This window comes from Desulfosporosinus youngiae DSM 17734, from assembly GCF_000244895.1.
GTDB lineage: Bacteria > Bacillota > Desulfitobacteriia > Desulfitobacteriales > Desulfitobacteriaceae > Desulfosporosinus > Desulfosporosinus youngiae.
In genome coordinates this window covers 391806-409663 of the sequence record NZ_CM001441.1, presented here as the reverse complement: position 1 = coordinate 409663, position 17858 = coordinate 391806, and the positions used below count along the sequence as shown (strand labels likewise).

Here is a 17858-nt window from a genome sequence, read left to right as displayed (position 1 = left end):
CTGATTTGAATCGGCCAACTAAATTTCCTTCTAGGCAAAAATTCCTTACCCAAAATAATTTACATTCCCTTAAATGACAAATTTCTCAATTAGCCTTTGTAGATTTCCGGCCAGACTTTTTAACTCTGTTGAATATCTAGTAATTTGTTCAATAGCAGCCGCTTGTTCGTCCATAGAGGCGGAAACTTCCTCAGTGCTGGCGGCGGTTTCTTCAGATACGGCCGAAATGTTATCTATGGAACTAATAAGCATATCCTTTTTTTCTTCCATCTGCCTATTTTGTTCCTTTACTTCTGCGACTTTTATATCTAATACTCCTATTCCGTTTTCGGTTTCACGGAAAATCTCTTCAGTCTCATTGACGGAGTTCTCTTGTTCATTGGTGAAGTTAATCAATTTCTTCGTTGCCAAAACAACATCTTTCGTTTGATTCTGAAGGTTTCCGATTAGCTTATTAATATCCTTTGTAGCATTTCCGGATTCCTCAGCAAGCTTCCTTACTTCTTCAGCTACAACTGCAAATCCCCTTCCATGCTCTCCGGCACGAGCCGCTTCGATAGCCGCATTTAGAGCCAGGAGATTAGTTTGCTCGGCAATTTGACGAATAGTTTCCGTTATGGCACTGATTTCCCCCGACATCTTATCCATTCCAAGTACTAAATCATTCACTTGTTGAGCCGACTCTTTTGTAGCCACTGATTTATCGATCAGTGATTTCATAATATTTAAACCCTTTAAATTCAGCCCGCTTGTTTGTGAGGATATTTTCCCCATTTCCTCAACAGATTTACTAACGATTTCTATGCGCTCAGCTAATTCATTGGTTTTTGAGGAACTAATCTCCAACTCCCTGGCCTGTTCAGCAGCTGCAAGGGCTATCTGTCGGACGGCCCCTACAACTTCCTTGGTAGCGTCGTCTGTATGCGTAGTCATGTCTGTCAGAAAATTTGAGGTATTCCTTACCATACCTGAAGAATCTTTAACTTGTTTTATCAAATTTCCTATGTCATGACACATATCCTTTACAGCCTTTCCCAAAACTCCTATTTCATCCTTCCTGCGCAAGAGATTTTCAGGAAATTCCTTGCTGAAATCACCCGTTTTCATCGTATCCAAATATGAAGCCGTTACAGCTATAGGTTTGGCAATTTTTTTAGAAATAATAAACGCAGCCAACAAACCTGCAGCAACAAAAATAAGGGCCAAAATGACAATCGTTTTCTGAATCTGACTGGCACTTGCCATCGCTTCCACTTCCGGGATTATCGCAACAAATTTCCAATTTGTTTCAGGAGACGTATATACATTGACAATATTCCTTTGCTTATCAATATTGGCATAGAAGTAATCGGAATTAATTTCTGTAATTTTATTTAATTCATGGATGTCTAACTCCGAAATCTTCTTAAAATTGTACTCAGGTTTATTAGGATTGGCAATAATTGTCCCATCACTATCCACTAACATTAGATAACCGGTTTTTCCAACTTTAATAGTTTTAATCTCTTCTGTGATCCTATTTAAGCTTATACTAAGTACTTGGACCCCCATAATTTCTCCTGAATTATTGGAAATAGTCTTTACGGTATCAACATACGTTGAATTATCCGTCTCATAGTAATAAGGAGCAGTCCTGACTACCTTGCCTTTATTATTCATAGCGGTTTTATACCAGAGCCGTTCTCTTGGGTCATAATTATCCGCAACTTTACTTTCAGGCCATTGAATATATCCTCCATGGGTTGTCCCCATGTATAAATAAGCGGTATTAGGGTGCGTTTGTGCATACCTTAAAAAACTATTATATATTTCTTGTTCAATGCCTCCGTTTTGGGACGGTGTCATTTTAGTTCCGTCACCTTTTTTATTTATATATGTGGTAATCGTTTGATCTGCCTTTTCAACAGCAGCATCATTGGCCAGCAAATCACAGTTATCGCTTACTGAGGCAAAAAAGGTATTAATCATATTGTTTACCTGAGTAATTTCTTTGGTTGTTGAAATGACAAAGTTATCCAGAACCTGATTTTTAACATAACTATTTACTCCATAGCTGATAAAAGCGATCGGCACAATAACTAAGATTAAAAAAATCATCATTAATTTAGTCCTCATGCCTGAAAAACCTAGATCACTTGTCTTCATAAGGATCCCCCTCTATAGCTTCGCGTCCCCGTCTTTCGGCGGATTTGCCATTATCGATCGTTTAATTCTCTATGTGCACCCTTTTCCGGAAATTCGAAAAAACTATTCCGATCAACACGAATAAGCCACCCAGTGTTTGGTTCCAGGTTGGCAGTTCCCCTAACAAAATTCCGCTTAATATATACGCCAAAGGCAACTCTAAGGTGCTAAGAATAGATGCTTTACTAGAACCAATTCTTGCAATACCATACAAGATCAAATAAAACGGCAAAATGGAACAAATAAAAGCCATTGCTGCCCCTATAAGCCATAGACTGGGATTACCCCAAGGTATTTTAGTAACCTCTTTTCCCAGATATCCCAAAAGTCCCAGTGCTGAAAACCATTGGGTATAAAACATCACCGCCAGAGGAGAGATTTTGCCGAGAAATACTTCGCCCAAAATATTGTAGATGGTATAGCAGAAAGCCGCTCCTAAAGCTATAAAAACACCTATGAGTGACATAGACTCTGCATTAAACATAATTCCGCTTGCTAAGAAGGCACCCATCAAAACTATTAATGAAGCTATTCCCTCCACAAGGTTCGTCTTCTTTTTAAGAAAAATTATCCTTGAAGCTATGACAAAAACCACATAGAGGTAGAGTAGCAAAGTAGCTAAGGATGCTGGCAAATACTGAAGAGAGGAAGCGAATAAAATGTTCGTACCAAGCTTTCCTAATAATCCGGCAATGGCCATAGCCCCAAGTATACTCCAATTCAAACGCAGGATATTACGCTGAAATAAGATTACATATACTGTAAGTAATCCCGAAGCAATCCATGTGTGGGCAGCAAGAACCTGAGCAGGGGTTAGTTCAGCACGAAAGGCTATTTTATATAAAATTGATGACAAGGCAAAGCTGGCAGCTGATAATAAAACAGCTGCAGCACCTTTCCATCGCTTGTTTAACATAATAGAATCGTTCAAGTCTGTTGCTTCCTTCATAATAGAATCATTGTTATAACTATATCTTCAGCCTGATGGTACGCACAGTGCGGGAGGTCGGCCAATCAACTAAAGGCTGCCCTTCCTCCCCGCTCACTTTTTCTTAAACAATTCCTTGTGCCAACATGGCTTCGGCAACTTTCAGGAAGCCAGCGATATTGGCACCGGCAACGAGATTTCCTTCATATCCGAATTCTTTAGCAGCTTCATTCGAGTTTTTAAAGATATTGGCCATAATAGTTTGAAGTTTAGTATCGACTTCTTCAAAGGTCCAGGAATAGCGCATGCTGTTTTGAGACATTTCCAGAGCAGATACGGCGACACCGCCTGCGTTAGCTGCTTTACTGGGTGCAAACAGGACATTTTTGCTTTGAATATATTCAATGGCTTCGAGAGTCGAGGACATATTCGAGCCTTCACCGACAGCATAGCAGCCGCCGGCAATAAGGCTTCTGGCAGCCTCCTCAGTCACTTCATTTTGGGTAGCGCAAGGGAGGGCAATGTCACAAGCAATCGTCCATATACCTGAACATCCTTCATGGAACTCGGCGGTTGGGTGAATATTGGCATATTCACTGATGCGTTTCCGTTCAACTTCTTTGAGTTGTTTAATGGTGCCGATATTGATACCCTTCGGATCATAAATGTATCCGTCAGAGTCGCTCATAGCAACGACTTTGGCGCCTAATTGCTGAGCTTTCTCTACAGCGTAGATAGCGACATTTCCGGAACCCGATACGACCGTGGTTGCACCGGCAAAGGATTTGCCTTGGGCCTTTAAGGCTTGATCCATAAAATAGATGACTCCATAACCCGTTGCTTCCGTTCTCGTTAAACTTCCGCCAAAGGTGAGACCTTTTCCGGTAAGTACACCCGTAAATTTATTGGCAAGTTTTTTATACTGACCGAACATATAGCCAACTTCCCGGCCACCTACTCCGATATCTCCGGCAGGCACGTCAGTGTCTGCATCAATATGACGATAAATTTCATTCATGAAGCTTTGGCAAAATACCATGACTTCCCGCTCTGACTTACCTTTAGGGTCAAAGTCGCTGCCGCCTTTACCCCCGCCAATAGGAAGACCGGTTAAGGAGTTTTTAAAGATTTGTTCAAAGCCAAGGAATTTCATGATGCCTAAATTAACGGATGGATGAAAGCGCAGTCCCCCTTTGTAAGGTCCGATTGCACTATTGAATTGTACTCTGAAACCACGGTTAACTTGTAAATTGCCCTGATCGTCAACCCAGGGAACTCGGAAAATGATTTGCCTTTCCGGTTCAACTAACCTTTCAAGTATTCCGGTTTTTACGTATTGGGGACGCTTTGAAAAAACTGGTTCGAGAGAAGTAAGTACTTCCTTAAGTGTTTGATGAAATTCAACTTCATTTGGATTGCGTTTGATTGCTTCTTCAAGGACACCTTGAACGTAGGACATTAATAGTTCCTCCCTCAATTTCACTGAAATGTTCATTATCGTAGAAATTAGCATCTTAAATTATTACTAAAACACAAGGCCGTACTAAATTTGCCTCAGCAACTAGGTAAGAAAATAAGACTATCAAATAAGGCCCCTTGGATAGGGGGAAATACTTGATAATACCCTATCGGGGCCGGATCGGATAAGCAGATCGGGATATCCTTACCCCGATCTGCTTAATAATTTTTGTTAAACCATTTTAATTCGCATAATATTTTGATTCCGCCGTTTCAAGAGCTCCATAAAACTCGTCCAGAACATTTTCGTCCGTTGGTTTCGTTACTAAGCTGATTCCGACAAAAAGGACCAGTGAAATCAGCATACCAAAGACTCCATACCAGCTATCCCCATATCCAAACTTATACGTAAGCAATACACCGATAACCCCAACGGCCGAAGCAATAGTGGCTGCGGGGGCTGTTGCTCTTCTCCAGTAGAGTGCCCCGACAAGGACGGGAAACATCGGCATAACCACTGCAATAGCAAACATAATCAAGGTCCAAATTAATTCGGGCGGCTTGAGTGCGAGCCCTAGAGCGGCTAAGCCCAGAAGTGCTACGGAACAACGCGCAATCGTCGTATGAACACTCGGCTTAACTTTCAACTTGAATGTGTTCGCTAAAATATCTTCAGAAATGATCGAGCCTGCCACGAGAAGGTGAGATGTTGCCGCTGATAACCCTTTTGCTAAAGCACCCCATACGAAAATTCCCATTAAAAGTGCGGCACCGCCAATCGTATGTGGAGAGATGACTTTTTCAATCAATAAAGGAATTACGAGTTCTGTCTCACTGCCTTTTAACCCCGGGAGTAAAGCAATAGCTACAAATCCGATAAACATGGTTCCCGACCAAACGATAATCTGAAGAATCGGTTGATAGGCCATCAGTTTTCTTTGGGCTCCAAGATCTTTACCCATGTAGCCCGCTCGAATAAAGACATCCGGCAACATAATCGTCCAACCGATTGCACAAGCTAACGGATAGCCAAACCGGGCGGAATACGGAACCCAATTGTCCGGGCCGGGATAAGAAAACCATGAACTCACATTATTCCATACGTTCGAAATAGCAGCTGGAAGATTGCCGCCATACCCATATTTCAATCCTGCTATGCCGATTACCCACAACGCAACCATGAAAATCCAACCTTGAACTGTCGCTGCAAAGGCTACAGATTTTACGCCGCCGAAAGGAATAAATAACAACGCCGTCAATCCGACAAATATAACCACTGCATTATAGGAAACCGCTCCACCACTGGCGATTTGTGCAGCCTGACCACAGGCAATATAAATTGCCGCAGCATACGGTAAGGATACGCTAAAGAATACTAGAGCTAAAATCAACCTTAAAACAGGACTCCGAAAACGATCATAGTAAATATCCGCCGGAGTTGTATAGTTTCTTTGAGTGTTTAACAGCCATACCTTGTTCATGACAAAATACGTCAGAACGGGGAACAAAGGCATATAACTGAGCTCTGACATAAAATACCCGAACCCGCCCCGATAGTAACCTCCTGGCCCTGAGAAAAATACCCAGGTACTCATTAGTGCAGCAATATAGGTCATACAAAGAACGAACCAATGAATCTGGTTGTTTGCTGTATAATACTCATTGGCGGATGCATTTCGATTACGCCACCACATATAAATTCCGAAGCCAACGAGGGCACCCATATAAATAACATATAATGCCCAGGTAGTTACAACGCTTAGCATGCTGCACCCTCCTTATTTTTAGCCGAGTTATCATCACTTTTAGCCCCAACGGCTTCGGTCGTATTTTTCAGCTTTCTTTGCTTATTGACGACAACCAATCCAACATAAGTAACAATCCAAAGCGGTATAATTGTCAGTGCCCCGTGAATAAGTGCGGCCTTTGGATCATGATAATTGGGAACCCCAGGTAAATTGTATAGGGCATAGAAAAAGATTACTGAGCCTAACCACCATTTTTCGGTTCTTTTATAAGCTTCCTGCTTTTTAGCCATCGTGTATCCTCCCTTACATCTTAAACATCTTCATTTACAGAAGCCTTACTAAAGGGTTTTTACGGATGTTTTGTGTCGCTCACTCCTTTATGATCATCTTCTTAAATCATTCCTTAAATTTCCCTTGCATAGAATACTGATAATTTAAGGTATTTATAGTATTTGCAATTTTCATGCCAATTTGTATCGAATATTTCGATAATAATCCTGCATTTTCTAGGCTTTTTGGGCTCAGTATAACAATTTTTTTACCCACTCAACAGGATTATAGTTCACAAATGAAATGATTTGAGAATATCCTGGGTTTTAGAGGGTTCCATTTAAGATGTTTATTTCATATTTGAAATAAACATCTTAAATATGAAAAGGATTAAGGTATTCCTTTTTCTTTAATCTTGTTTCCGCTAAGTACAATGTCCTAACCCAGGAATACCAACACTCTGGCCCTAAATCCCGTCCTGAATTTTTTAGCAAAAAAGAGGAATGCCCTTCCTGTACGAGAATTGGTAGGTAACTAAACACGCCAATCGAAAGGAAGGGATCCCTCCAAAATGATGGTAACACAAGTCCTACAAAGCTTTCGACAAAGCCAAGTTAATCTAATATATATTTTGACTCCAATTGACGTATTTCTGCTAAGCCAATAAATTGATTAAATTCCTCAAATGGAATCATTTGACCCACTAGATCCTTAGTTGTTCCCTTGTCCCTGATTTCCTCCATCAAGTTTTTCATTGCCTGGGCTGTAATATAGGTGGAAGCCGTCGGGAAAATCACCAGGTTAAAACCCAGCTCCTCAAGCTCTTTGGACGAAAGAAGCGGGGTCCGCCCACCCTCAACCATATTGGCAAGTACAGGTATATCAAAACTTGATGTTATTGCTTTCATTTCTTCAACCGATTCCGGCGACTCAATGAACAAGACATCAGCACCGGCTTCTTGATAAGCTTTCCCTCTTTGAATGGCTTCTTCAATTCCATGAACGGTTCGGGAGTCTGTACGGGCAATAATAACGAAGTCCGGATTCTCACGTGCCTCAACTGCAGCCTTGATTTTACCCACCATTTCCTCCTTGGAAATAACCTGCCGCCCTATCATATGTCCACATCGTTTCGGTGCTACCTGATCTTCCAATTGAATTGCTGCTGCACCGGCCATTTCATATTGTCTGACCGTACGCATCACATTAACAGCGTTGCCAAACCCTGTATCTCCATCAGCAATAACGGGTATCTTTACCGCACTGGCAAAGTTATTAGCTCTGGAAAGCATTTCTGTCATGCTCAATAAGCCAACATCGGGCATTCCTAAGTGACTGGCAGCCTGACCATAACCGGTCATATAAACGGCATTAAAACCGCTCTTTTCAATAATTTTCGCAGTCAAGGCATCATGTGCTCCCGGTGCAACGAGGATCTCCTTTGCTGCGATCAGTTCTCTTAATACTTTCCCTTTACTCATTTCAAACTCCCCTTAATTCTCTTATTAGTTAAAAAAATCCAGCGCTAACGCTAAAGCATCGTTGGCGTGGTCCTGGGCGATAGCCCCTACCGTGTAAAGAAGATAGTTCTTATCGACGATAATCGCGGGATCATGGGGCAATAACGAAATTCCCGGATTGGCGAGAGCCTTTTTGACGATTTCCCGGCTTTGTTCTTCCGAAGCATGGGCGAAAATTCCGCCCACAATAATCACTCGTTCAACCCTTCGCAAATCCCGCCCGACCGGGGAGCCCGGAATAATGCCCATTACCGGATCAAAACCCTGGGCCAAATACCCTGCATGCCGTTTTAAAGCCAGTTCAATCGCCGTAATTGCCAGTGCCTTATCAAAAATGTGCTCCTGATCGCCGCTGCTTAGATGCTCAGGTTCACTTTCTAAAAAATGTACATAATTTATTAGTTCTTTGCTTAACTCTTCACCCTCTAAGCCAACTTTAGCTAAAACCCCGCTCGCGCCGGCAGTTTCGACGATTCCCGTCGCACTCACTCTTAAACCTAAGTTTCCTTCGACCGTACGATAAGAAACCTGCTTTTCATTGGAAATCACAAGGCCCTTTTCTTCATTGCTTAATTTCGCTAAGCTCGGAAGTACGGAGTGAACATCCGTGGTAGCCCCCCCAAGGTCAATAACTAAGAGCCCGTCTAAACCATCCTGCTCCGGAGTGCCCATCGCCAAAAGTTCCGCGGCCATCAAAACCGCGCCAGGGGTAGGAATTACTTTGCGGTTGGATACCTTCTCTAAGAGCGCCCCTAACCCTTTTGCCCGGGTAATTTGACGGATAAACTCCTGATGAATCGCCTCACGGGCGGGTTTGACCTTTAGTTCATGAATGGTGGGCATGACATTAGGGACACGTTGCGTCCGAATGCCGCCGGACTCAAGGATTTCCTCAACCTTTGCCTGAGCTTCATTATTCCCCGCGATGATCACGACCCCGGAGGATTCCGCTTGAACAATCACTTTTGCATTCTCAAAAAGGGATTCCTGGTCCCCTCCATCGGTGCCGCCTGCCAGCAAAATAATATCGGGTTTGATTTCTTTGAGAATTTGTAAGCGAAAATCAACCGGCGTTTCAAAAGAAATTATCTCTAAAACTCTGGCTCCGGCACTCATTGCGACTTCTTTGGCCGCCTTCGCAGTCACACGCGGCATGTATCCCATCGCCACCATTCGCAGGCCCCCTGCTGCCGAACTTGTGGCCAGAGTAAACCGGGCCGAAATTGGACCTGAGCCCAAAACCTTCTCGAGATTACTTCTTGCGTTATTTAAGCCGATTTCTATATTTTGTACAGTCGTCGGTGCTTGAGAACGCCCAACAAACTCTAACAAATTTCCATTTCGATTAAAGGCGGATAGTTTGGTATAGGTGCTCCCAACATCATAAACAAGAAAGCTTACCTCGATCATGTTGTTCTCTCCTATTCTAAGATGTAGACATATCCATCCATAATGCGCCGCGCCGTCCGACCGAAAGCAGCTCTTTTGACCTGTAGTTCAGCGGCCTTCGCTTCAACTTCGACCTCGATCTCAATGACTCCCGCAGGGTGACCGATACGAACTTCCGAGGATTTTGCCTGACAGACTTCATAGGCAATTGTCCCCGGAATTTTCGCCGCTGCACCGGTACAGGTCGTTCCTGTCCCTGCGTAGGTCTTGTGCATGACTTGCATATACATCAGCCGGGATACGAAATCGACTTGATCCGCACGAATCATCCTTCCCGTCGTAAAATCGGCGTAATCCTGAGGTTCACTCACGAAAGCAATCATCGGGAAAGCGGGACTGTGCTTCAAGGCATCCGCTTCATCTTTAGCCATACCAATCATGGTTGCCGCCTTGCCGCGAATTTTCTCTAAGAGACCCAACATTTCTTGGTTGCCATTAATTTCTGCAGGTGTTTCAATTCCCGTTAATCCCAGATCTTTCGCTCTGACAAAAACCATTGGGTTGGCAACATCTACGATCGAGGCCTCTAATTGCCCGAACCCTTCAATATTCAAGGTATCTCTGGCTTTACCCGTGGGTAATACCTTATCGGTGGCCGAGCCCGCTGTGCCGGCAAAGTCCAACATGATTTTAGCCCCGCTGCCCGGAACCCCGGCAATTTGATAATCTCCCGCTACTTGAGCCTTTCCATTTCTCACAGGGACCTCAGCAACTAAAATCTTTCCCGTATTTGTATTGTGAATGCGCACGGTCGTAATTGGTTCTACTGCCCAGATCAGGCCTTCATCAATAGCAAAGGGACCCACCCCGGAAGAAATATTGCCGCAGTTCCCGGAATAATCCACGAAGGTATCCGTGAAACTCACTTGACCGAACGTATAGTTGACGTCGGCATCGGGGCGTGTGGAGGGAGCAATAATGGCAAGCTTGCTTGTTAAAGGATCCGCTCCTCCTAATCCATTGATTTGTCTTACGTCAGGGCTTCCGAAAATCGCGAGAATTTCTTGATCCCGTTTTTGAGAATCCGTTGCCAAATCATTCTCCATGAGAAAAATCCCTTTACTTGTGCCACAGCGCAAAATTGTGCAGCGGATCCGACGTTGTTCACTCATTTTATTTTCGTCTCCCTTCCACTCTTTCCTGAACCCAAATAATAGCTTCCCGGGGATCAGTACCCGGTCCGAAGAATCCGTCTACACCGAGGAAACGGGTGCCTTCGTTTTTAATCTTCTCTTGGACCTGAGCATGTTCTTCTTCTTTCTCCGCGATTCGGCCACCACCCATTAAAATGACCTCATCCCGGATCCCCAGTTCTTTAAGTCGTTGTTCCACGCGATTAAAGAGGATTTGCCCCAAGCCCAACAGGTTGCTGACTCCCACGACATCAACTTTTGCCTCTGCAGCGACCTCAGCTACGGTCTCCGGCAAATTCATTCCGCGCAGATAGATCACTTCATATCCTGCTTGTTCAAATGCCTCACGAATCATGTTAATCCCTACAACGTGAGCATCAGCTCCCACTGTCGCTAAAAGAACCTTTTCTTTTTGAGTTATTACCGGTTTCCCCTTGACTCTTATCGACTCTTGGGTAAACGCTAATTTATCCTGAGGGATTCCAACGGGTCCATAACCAGGCACATACCGCTTGATGCCATCTTTATCCCGATGGGTCTTTACGCCTCGTTTTAAATCCCATCCCCCGGCATTAGGAGCATCAAGGATTCCCTTTTTACCGGCCGCTACAATGAGATCGACCAGCTCCATATCCCCATACTTTAACCAGAACTCCGGCCTGATCTCTTCAGGATGAAGCTCCTTAAGTCCGAAAACCCTTGCTAATACAGCCATTGCCTCATCAAGTATCTCAGCTTCACGGCGATCGATTTCCGGATCATTAATCGTAATAGAGGCCGTGTTTTCAAATACGTTTTGAGTTGCCCAGATGGCCTTGGCCATTGATGCACCGGTCGGAATCCCCACATTTTCTGCTGCTTTAGGCCGGTAGAAGTTCGCACCGCCAAGTTTGGCGCTTAAGGCCATGCGGGCAAAGTGGGCCTGCTCAGCAATAAGATCAGCCGGCGGGTTTTGGAAGGTTTCTGGTACAACAATTAGGAATTCACTCCACATCACCTTTTTAAAGGCCCTCATCACCGCTAAATCGGCCAGAAGATTAATCCCGCCGACATTCATTTGAATTGCGCTTAGCCCCCTGGGCAGACCCGCATGAATAGCCAATCCTTCGGCAAGTAAACACATTGCTAAAGCCATGCCATCGGTTCCGCCAATATTATTAAGGTGCTTATGGGAGTCTGTTTGCACAAAAATATTGTTTTCAGCGCAAATCTGTAAGGCTTTATAGCCATTAATAACTTTTGTCTTATAATCGTGAATCCCGCGACCTCCGAAGTGGACATGGATAACCGGGCCGATGTCCGTCCCATCAAATCCTGCCATTAAAGAATTGATAATCGATAAATGAGGCGTATCTCCCGTGGCATTGATGCGCAAGGGGTGTTTCGATCCGCCGCCCGCAGCCACAAATTCACGTTCCCCAAGCGGAGTAATTCCGCCCTTACCCCTTGATTGCTCAATCAGCTCCGCCCCATTTAAGGGATCAATATGTCGTGTTGCCTCGGAATGCACAAATTGAAATAGGGTTATCCCCAACTCCTCAGCAACCTTGTACATTTCCAAGGACTCTTTATAGGTTTCTTCCGCAGTGTTTCTGCCTAGAATCGGGTTTTGGACGGGTATCCCCGACTGAGCGGCAAGCCGCCCTAATTCAGCGATGCGGTAACCACTTCGTTCAACCCCATTGACAACCCGGGGAAAGGGCTCCGGCAAACCACTAATAGAACCATCCTCGAGAACCTTGGGCATTTCTACTCCGAAAACCCGTTCATAAGCTTGTACCCGTTCATAGTCTTCGCGGATAATTTGCTTTGTCCGCTCCTGCATTTAGTACGCCTCCTCTTAACCAAATCAATCGACAAGAACAATCCCCAGACGTTGGGCAGCTTTGTAAGCCTCTTCCAAAGAAGGGGTTGCTTTTTTAAGTGCGAGGCGCGCCCCCCCACGATTAAGGGCTTCAACCATGGACCCCTGTTTTGTCGCTTCGATTGTTACGCGCTGTAATTGAGATTCATTCACTTGGTTAATTTCAACCTTAATCTTTTTCTCACGCACCTGGCGTATAATATCTTTATAAGCCTTGCCATTATCCGTGCTTGCTCCTAAGACAGCTCCCATGAGAATACCGGGGACATTGATCCCCCGGCGGGCAAAAAGTTCGGGATACAAGTCGATCTTAACGCCCTTAATCTCACCTTTTGTCAAAGCATGAGCAATCCGTGCCGTATTAGTCGGTGAACCCACCGCTTGACTGCTTCCGCCAACGACGGCTTCGCCAAAGGGCTTAATAATAGAATTCGCTTTCGCCGCTAAAGCTTGGGCCTCATTTAAAGCAAGGGTCATGGTTTCCTGAATCACGTTCCGCTCTTCGTCCTTAATACCCTCATCGACAAAATATTCCACATCCAGATTGGTTTTAAAAAAGGGCTGCATATACTTAATCACAACAGGCACAATTTGTTTCGCTGATACAGGATGAACGGCAGCCGCCATAGCAATCATAACATCCACCGGTACATTGACGGGAATATTGGTCTTAAGGGCCAGATTGGCCGCGAGATTCCCGATAACTACTCCCCCGCCGATATGAGTTGCACAGAGTCCCGCAACCATCACCCGTGGCGTACAGGGATTCCCTATGGTTGGTGACAAGGCCAGTACAACAGCCTTGGCCATTGCTTCCGGAGTGCCTTGATAAAACTCGACAAGCGTAGCTGCTGTCGCAGCGGCGCCGGCTCCGAACCCTTCCATATTGCATCCGGTTGAAGTTTTGCCCGCGCGGAAGATGGTTCCTACTTTAAGCATCACGGCGACTATCCTGGCTAATTCTTCTTTATCCTCAATAACGTCTTTAAGAGCCCGATAGAGTCCCGTATAAGTACAAGAATCACCCGTCCCTGCACAAGGCTGCAACCCGCAGGTATGATTTCCCACTTGCGCACCTAAGGTATAAACAACTATTTTATTAACCAAATCATCATCGGTTAACCGCTTGGCAAAATCACGTTCCGCCAGTTCCTGCGGAACTTCACCAAGTAGGAAACTCGATCCGGTCGTAATGCCCGAGTTTAAAGCGTAAAGATTATGGGCGAAGGAATTTAAGACCGCATCCATGACCTCTTCCTTTGTCATATAATTCTCAAACATGGCTTCGGCTATTACGACATCACTTACCCGGAGTCCGGACTCTGCAGCAATCTCGACCGTCTGGCCCAAGGACAAACTGCCGAATTGAAATCCTTTCGCTTTTACCATTTCTTGAATCTTCTCCATAAAAATCCCCCAGCTCATGTTTAGTCCTTATAGGCCTTAATCTAGGCTTTAACTTCAATATCCAACATTTCTTCCAATAATTTAATGACGGCCGAAATATCCTCACGGCCTAAACCTTTAGCCCTTGCTTGTTCAAAAACTTGTTGAGCAATGTTGGTCAGCATTAAAGGGACGTTTAGTTCTTTGGCCGTTTGGGTGGCCAGTTCCAAATCCTTATACTGTAAATCAACGGCAAACCCCGGTGCAAAATTCCTCTTGAATACAAAGTTCGGCATTTTAGCCGTTAGCGCATAACTGTTTCCCGAGCTCACACTGATAACATCGAGTAAAACCTGTGGGGCAATCCCTAGTTTTGTGCCCAAAGCAAACGCCTCGGCCGCCGCTGTCATATTAATCCCCAATAATAAGTTATTGACGATCTTAACAGAATCCCCGGCACCTACTTCACCAACATGATATAGTTTCTTGCCCATAACCTCGAGTAAAGGACGATACTTGGCAACCAGTTCCGCATTCCCTCCAAGCATAATTGTCAGAGTGCCTTCTGCGGCTCCTTTAACACCACCGCTCACAGGCGCATCTAAGTAGCCTATCTCTCTTTCTTCAGCAAGCTTAGCCATCTTGCGGGTAAAACCCGGCGAAACGCTGGACATATCAATAATGGCAAATCCCGGCTTAGCTCCGGCAAAAACTCCCTGTGCCCCTAATAGAATCTGTTCCACAATCCCTCCATTCGGCAGCATCGTAATCACCACATCCACCGACCGGGCTAATTCTTGCGGAGTCGCTGCACTGTCGGCACCGAGGGAGACTAATTCTTTCACGGCTTCGGCATTAACATCATTGACAACTAATCCATAGCCAGCCTTTAAAATATTGGCCGCCATAGGCTTCCCCATCGCACCAATACCGATAAATCCTACACGCACATTATTTTCCTCCAATTATCTTAGTCCATCTTCCCCTTTGATCTCTTCACGCTGTAACCCACCAATGCGTGGATGCGGGCGACCGGAATCTGTTACAACCAGTGCTACCAAAATCTCATCTGCATGGGGAGCATCGGGTACCCTGACTTCCATCGCGTCATAGTGAGTCCGGACGAAAGCGGCATCCTTATAGTGAACCGGTACATCTAAAGCGGTGCCTATACCACCCATCTTTTTAGCGGAAGGGATAATAGCTTTACCTCCGCCGAGCTGCTCCCGGAAAGGCTTGCCTAAGCGGGGATGAAGGATTGCCGCGGCATGCTCCAATTCGCCCTGTTCCCCAACAATAGCCCCCTTGCCATAGCTGTGTGCTTCTCCACCGGATAGTCCCAAAGCTTGGACCGCCCGTGCCGCCAACAACTCGCCCAATTGTTCTCCGACTTCCATTAACTCCGTTAAATCTTCCGCATATTGGCCGGCAAATGGATTTTTGATCACAGCCACTGCCGCAGCTTTACGGGTTGCTTTATCAAGGGCTTTAACACCATCTTTATGAGTTTCCTCGACAACCGTAACAATCTTACGAATTTCCACTTTTATCCCTCCATAACGTTCTTTTTAGTCCCATTTCTATTTAAATCCAACTTATATTGCTTGACACAATCCTTCAGGATGCATTGCAACAAGTGACCCAATACAGATAACTGCCCCTTGAATAATTCCTTTATTATAAAGTTCGCGTACTTTTAACAGCCCGCTATTCATAGCCAGGGACGGAGTCTCCGGTCTTAGTTCTTCAATGCCTACCGTTACAGGGAGACCAGGAATATCGGTGTTGGGATCTAAGGTTTCTGCGGATACACGGATTATACCCGGATCTTCAACAAAACAATGATTGCCGATTAAGGTCGCACAAGCATCGGCCACCCGGGATGTCCTCGCCAGGACTGTTACCGAACTGGCAATTCCTTGTGTAAAACTTCGTCCACCGAACCCGCTCGTCGCAACTCCGCCGATTTTATGGGATGCCTCTAAACTAAGGACATGGGTAAATGATGGAGCCTCAATACTCGGGGTGAGTCCGATTTTTGTTCGTTCCTTTTCCAGCAAACGAACCGCGATATCCCCTCCGTTATTGATCAAAACTTTGGTAGCCCCTTTAGCAACTAACCAATCAGCGAGAAGATCGGAAAATGTCCCGGCCACTGCAGCCATCGGTGTTAGGGTCTGATCCTTTGTAACCGACACAGCCTCAAGCATCAAACGGAGGGGCAACGGAAGATTCTCTGGATGCGGATAGCCTAACGTCCGCTTATCCTTCGCCAGGGGAAGAACCCCTGCCAATTCTTTCAGCATCTCAATTCCATAGGTTGCCGCTTCTTGCAACTCCGTTGTCATGCCTTGTCCGAAGCGGTCCGCCTTAAGATGGATCTGCATCGGCCCATAATCAAGAAATACCCTGTCCTCAGCTAAAACCTCAATCATTGCCTGTTCTCAGCTCTTTAAGTTTTTTAATATATTCAATATGTCCGCCTATTTCTTCATATTTTGCGCGGGACATAGTATATTCGACTGGTGCAATCGTCGCAGGTGTCGGAACCCATGTGAACGCTTGGGGTACCATTTTTTCAACATCAACCATAAAATTAATGCCGCCACCAGGTAAGACATAGGTCTCAGCGCCGCCAATGGTTAATTTAGCATCCCCACTATGAACAGCCTGGGTTATTTTAATAGGATTTACAGTTACCCCGGCCCGGGCGCTGCCCCCAGTACCTCCCACATAAATTCCTGAAACTCTTGAACTCTCGCAGTTACTCGAAATGAAATCAACCGCATTTTGAACCTCAGGGATCATCGGAATTTCTTTAGGCGAGCCATCAGCTTGTACTTCAAATAAGGCAGCTTGCCGGCCGGTTGTTTCAGTCACGAGAATTTTCATACCTGCTTTGGCATGAGTCATATCAATGGATTGAATCGCATCACTCGGTTTTTCGATGGTAGTTCCACCCCAGCCGTGTCCGAGTTCTCCAAAATAACGCCCTCGTGTGCTCTTTCTCGCATTTGGAACAACTCCGCTCCAGGTCATCCCTACGTCTTCCCCGGCTAAATGCTCAGAAAGCAAGCCGACCACATGGTAATCCAAAACAATCGCCTCATCGACAACGTCTTTTAACTGATTTGCGAACATACCGACGGTTGCACTTCCACAACCAACCCGCATTTTATTGTCTTCTAAACCATTAATGATCGGAGGATGCCCGACTTGAAGTTCTAACGTTGTGTTATCCCCTTCAACCTTCAGGGTAACCCGCTCACCGTTTGCGATTTCGACGATGGTCCGGGCGACGATGAAACCATCCTTACCCGTGAGCAAATTCGCACCGCCAATCGAAAGCATTTTCGAACCGTATTCTTCCGTATCAACCATCCCGATAACTTTACCGTTACGTTTTACTTTAGCCCCTTCTTCACCAATGTGCCTATTCGTATCAATCTTGACCTTGATCCCGCTATAGCTTAAAGGAGCTTCTGTAACAACCGTCACCATTTCAATTCCATCCACCGTATCCTGAACAATGTGAGGGGCCGGACGGCAGCAAGGATAGTTCGTTCCGGCACCGACTGCGGTAAGGAGCGGACCCTTTTTCCCAATTTCCGTCACCAGTTTTCGGTTACGTACAAGCTTACCTGCTTCATTGCGATAACGCTGACAGGCCCCTAAAAAACCCTCGATAATCTCACACTGAACGGGACAAGAAGCGCATTTAACCGCGCTTTGTCTTATTTCTGACGTTCTACGTGCGGCCTTAAACGTACAAACCCGGGTGCAAATCCCGCAGCTTGAACAGTTTTCCTGAATCACTGCTTTTTTATTTTCTATGAGGATTGCTTTGTTCGGACACTCTTTAGCGCATATCCCACAACCCTTACAAACCTCAAGATCTATAACGATCACTTAATCGCC

The 17858-nt window shown here is 45.2% G+C and carries 14 protein-coding genes; all 14 read right to left on the bottom strand.

Going from position 1 to position 17858, the window contains the following annotated elements:
• Positions 1 to 69: 69 nt before the first annotated feature.
• The 14 genes from DESYODRAFT_RS02010 to DESYODRAFT_RS01945 all read right to left on the bottom strand — a co-directional run bounded on the left by DESYODRAFT_RS02010 (position 70) and on the right by DESYODRAFT_RS01945 (position 17849).
• Entirely contained in the window at positions 70 to 2145 is a 2076-nt protein-coding gene (locus DESYODRAFT_RS02010) for a methyl-accepting chemotaxis protein (RefSeq protein ID WP_007778765.1), read from the bottom strand.
• Between the two features lie 61 nt (positions 2146 to 2206).
• Positions 2207 to 3115: a DMT family transporter gene (locus tag DESYODRAFT_RS02005; RefSeq protein ID WP_007778763.1), complete on the bottom strand. Its 909-nt coding sequence runs from the start codon at positions 3113 to 3115 to the stop codon at positions 2207 to 2209.
• A gap of 121 nt (positions 3116 to 3236) precedes the next feature.
• Complete coding sequence (gene gdhA, locus DESYODRAFT_RS02000) at positions 3237 to 4571, bottom strand: NADP-specific glutamate dehydrogenase (RefSeq protein WP_007778761.1); 1335 nt, start codon at positions 4569 to 4571, stop codon at positions 3237 to 3239.
• Between the two features lie 241 nt (positions 4572 to 4812).
• On the bottom strand, positions 4813 to 6336 hold the full coding sequence (locus DESYODRAFT_RS01995) for a sodium:solute symporter family protein (RefSeq protein ID WP_007778756.1): 1524 nt from the start codon (positions 6334 to 6336) through the stop codon (positions 4813 to 4815).
• Positions 6330 to 6608 carry a hypothetical protein gene (locus DESYODRAFT_RS01990; RefSeq protein ID WP_007778754.1) on the bottom strand — a complete coding sequence of 93 codons (279 nt, stop codon included), beginning with the start codon at positions 6606 to 6608 and terminating at the stop codon, positions 6330 to 6332. Before DESYODRAFT_RS01990 ends, DESYODRAFT_RS01995 begins: the two co-directional genes overlap by 7 nt.
• A 594-nt stretch (positions 6609 to 7202) precedes the next feature.
• Entirely contained in the window at positions 7203 to 8069 is an 867-nt protein-coding gene (locus tag DESYODRAFT_RS01985) for an isocitrate lyase/PEP mutase family protein (RefSeq protein ID WP_007778751.1), read from the bottom strand.
• A gap of 24 nt (positions 8070 to 8093) precedes the next feature.
• The gene (locus tag DESYODRAFT_RS01980; protein ID WP_007778750.1) at positions 8094 to 9518 is read right to left on the bottom strand and encodes a glutamate mutase L; all 1425 of its coding nucleotides are present in this window, start codon (positions 9516 to 9518) and stop codon (positions 8094 to 8096) included.
• 11 nt (positions 9519 to 9529) lie between these two features.
• Positions 9530 to 10669: a 2-methylaconitate cis-trans isomerase PrpF family protein gene (locus DESYODRAFT_RS01975; protein ID WP_007778748.1), complete on the bottom strand. Its 1140-nt coding sequence runs from the start codon at positions 10667 to 10669 to the stop codon at positions 9530 to 9532.
• A gap of 1 nt (position 10670) precedes the next feature.
• On the bottom strand, positions 10671 to 12515 hold the full coding sequence (locus DESYODRAFT_RS01970) for a cobalamin-dependent protein (protein WP_007778746.1): 1845 nt from the start codon (positions 12513 to 12515) through the stop codon (positions 10671 to 10673).
• Between the two features lie 24 nt (positions 12516 to 12539).
• Positions 12540 to 13961, bottom strand: a complete 1422-nt coding sequence (locus DESYODRAFT_RS01965; protein ID WP_007778744.1) for an L-serine ammonia-lyase, iron-sulfur-dependent, subunit alpha — start codon at positions 13959 to 13961, stop codon at positions 12540 to 12542.
• Between the two features lie 41 nt (positions 13962 to 14002).
• On the bottom strand, positions 14003 to 14890 hold the full coding sequence (locus tag DESYODRAFT_RS01960; protein WP_007778741.1) for an NAD(P)-dependent oxidoreductase: 888 nt from the start codon (positions 14888 to 14890) through the stop codon (positions 14003 to 14005).
• A 15-nt stretch (positions 14891 to 14905) separates the two neighbouring features.
• Positions 14906 to 15484 carry an amino acid synthesis family protein gene (locus DESYODRAFT_RS01955; protein WP_007778738.1) on the bottom strand — a complete coding sequence of 193 codons (579 nt, stop codon included), beginning with the start codon at positions 15482 to 15484 and terminating at the stop codon, positions 14906 to 14908.
• 51 nt (positions 15485 to 15535) lie between these two features.
• A complete protein-coding gene (locus DESYODRAFT_RS01950; RefSeq protein WP_007778734.1) occupies positions 15536 to 16375 on the bottom strand; it encodes a UPF0280 family protein in 840 nt (279 codons plus the stop codon).
• Positions 16368 to 17849, bottom strand: coding sequence for a 4Fe-4S binding protein (locus DESYODRAFT_RS01945; protein ID WP_007778732.1), 1482 nt, complete (start codon positions 17847 to 17849; stop codon positions 16368 to 16370). The genes DESYODRAFT_RS01950 and DESYODRAFT_RS01945 overlap by 8 nt, the downstream gene beginning before the upstream one ends.
• Positions 17850 to 17858: the final 9 nt, after the last annotated feature.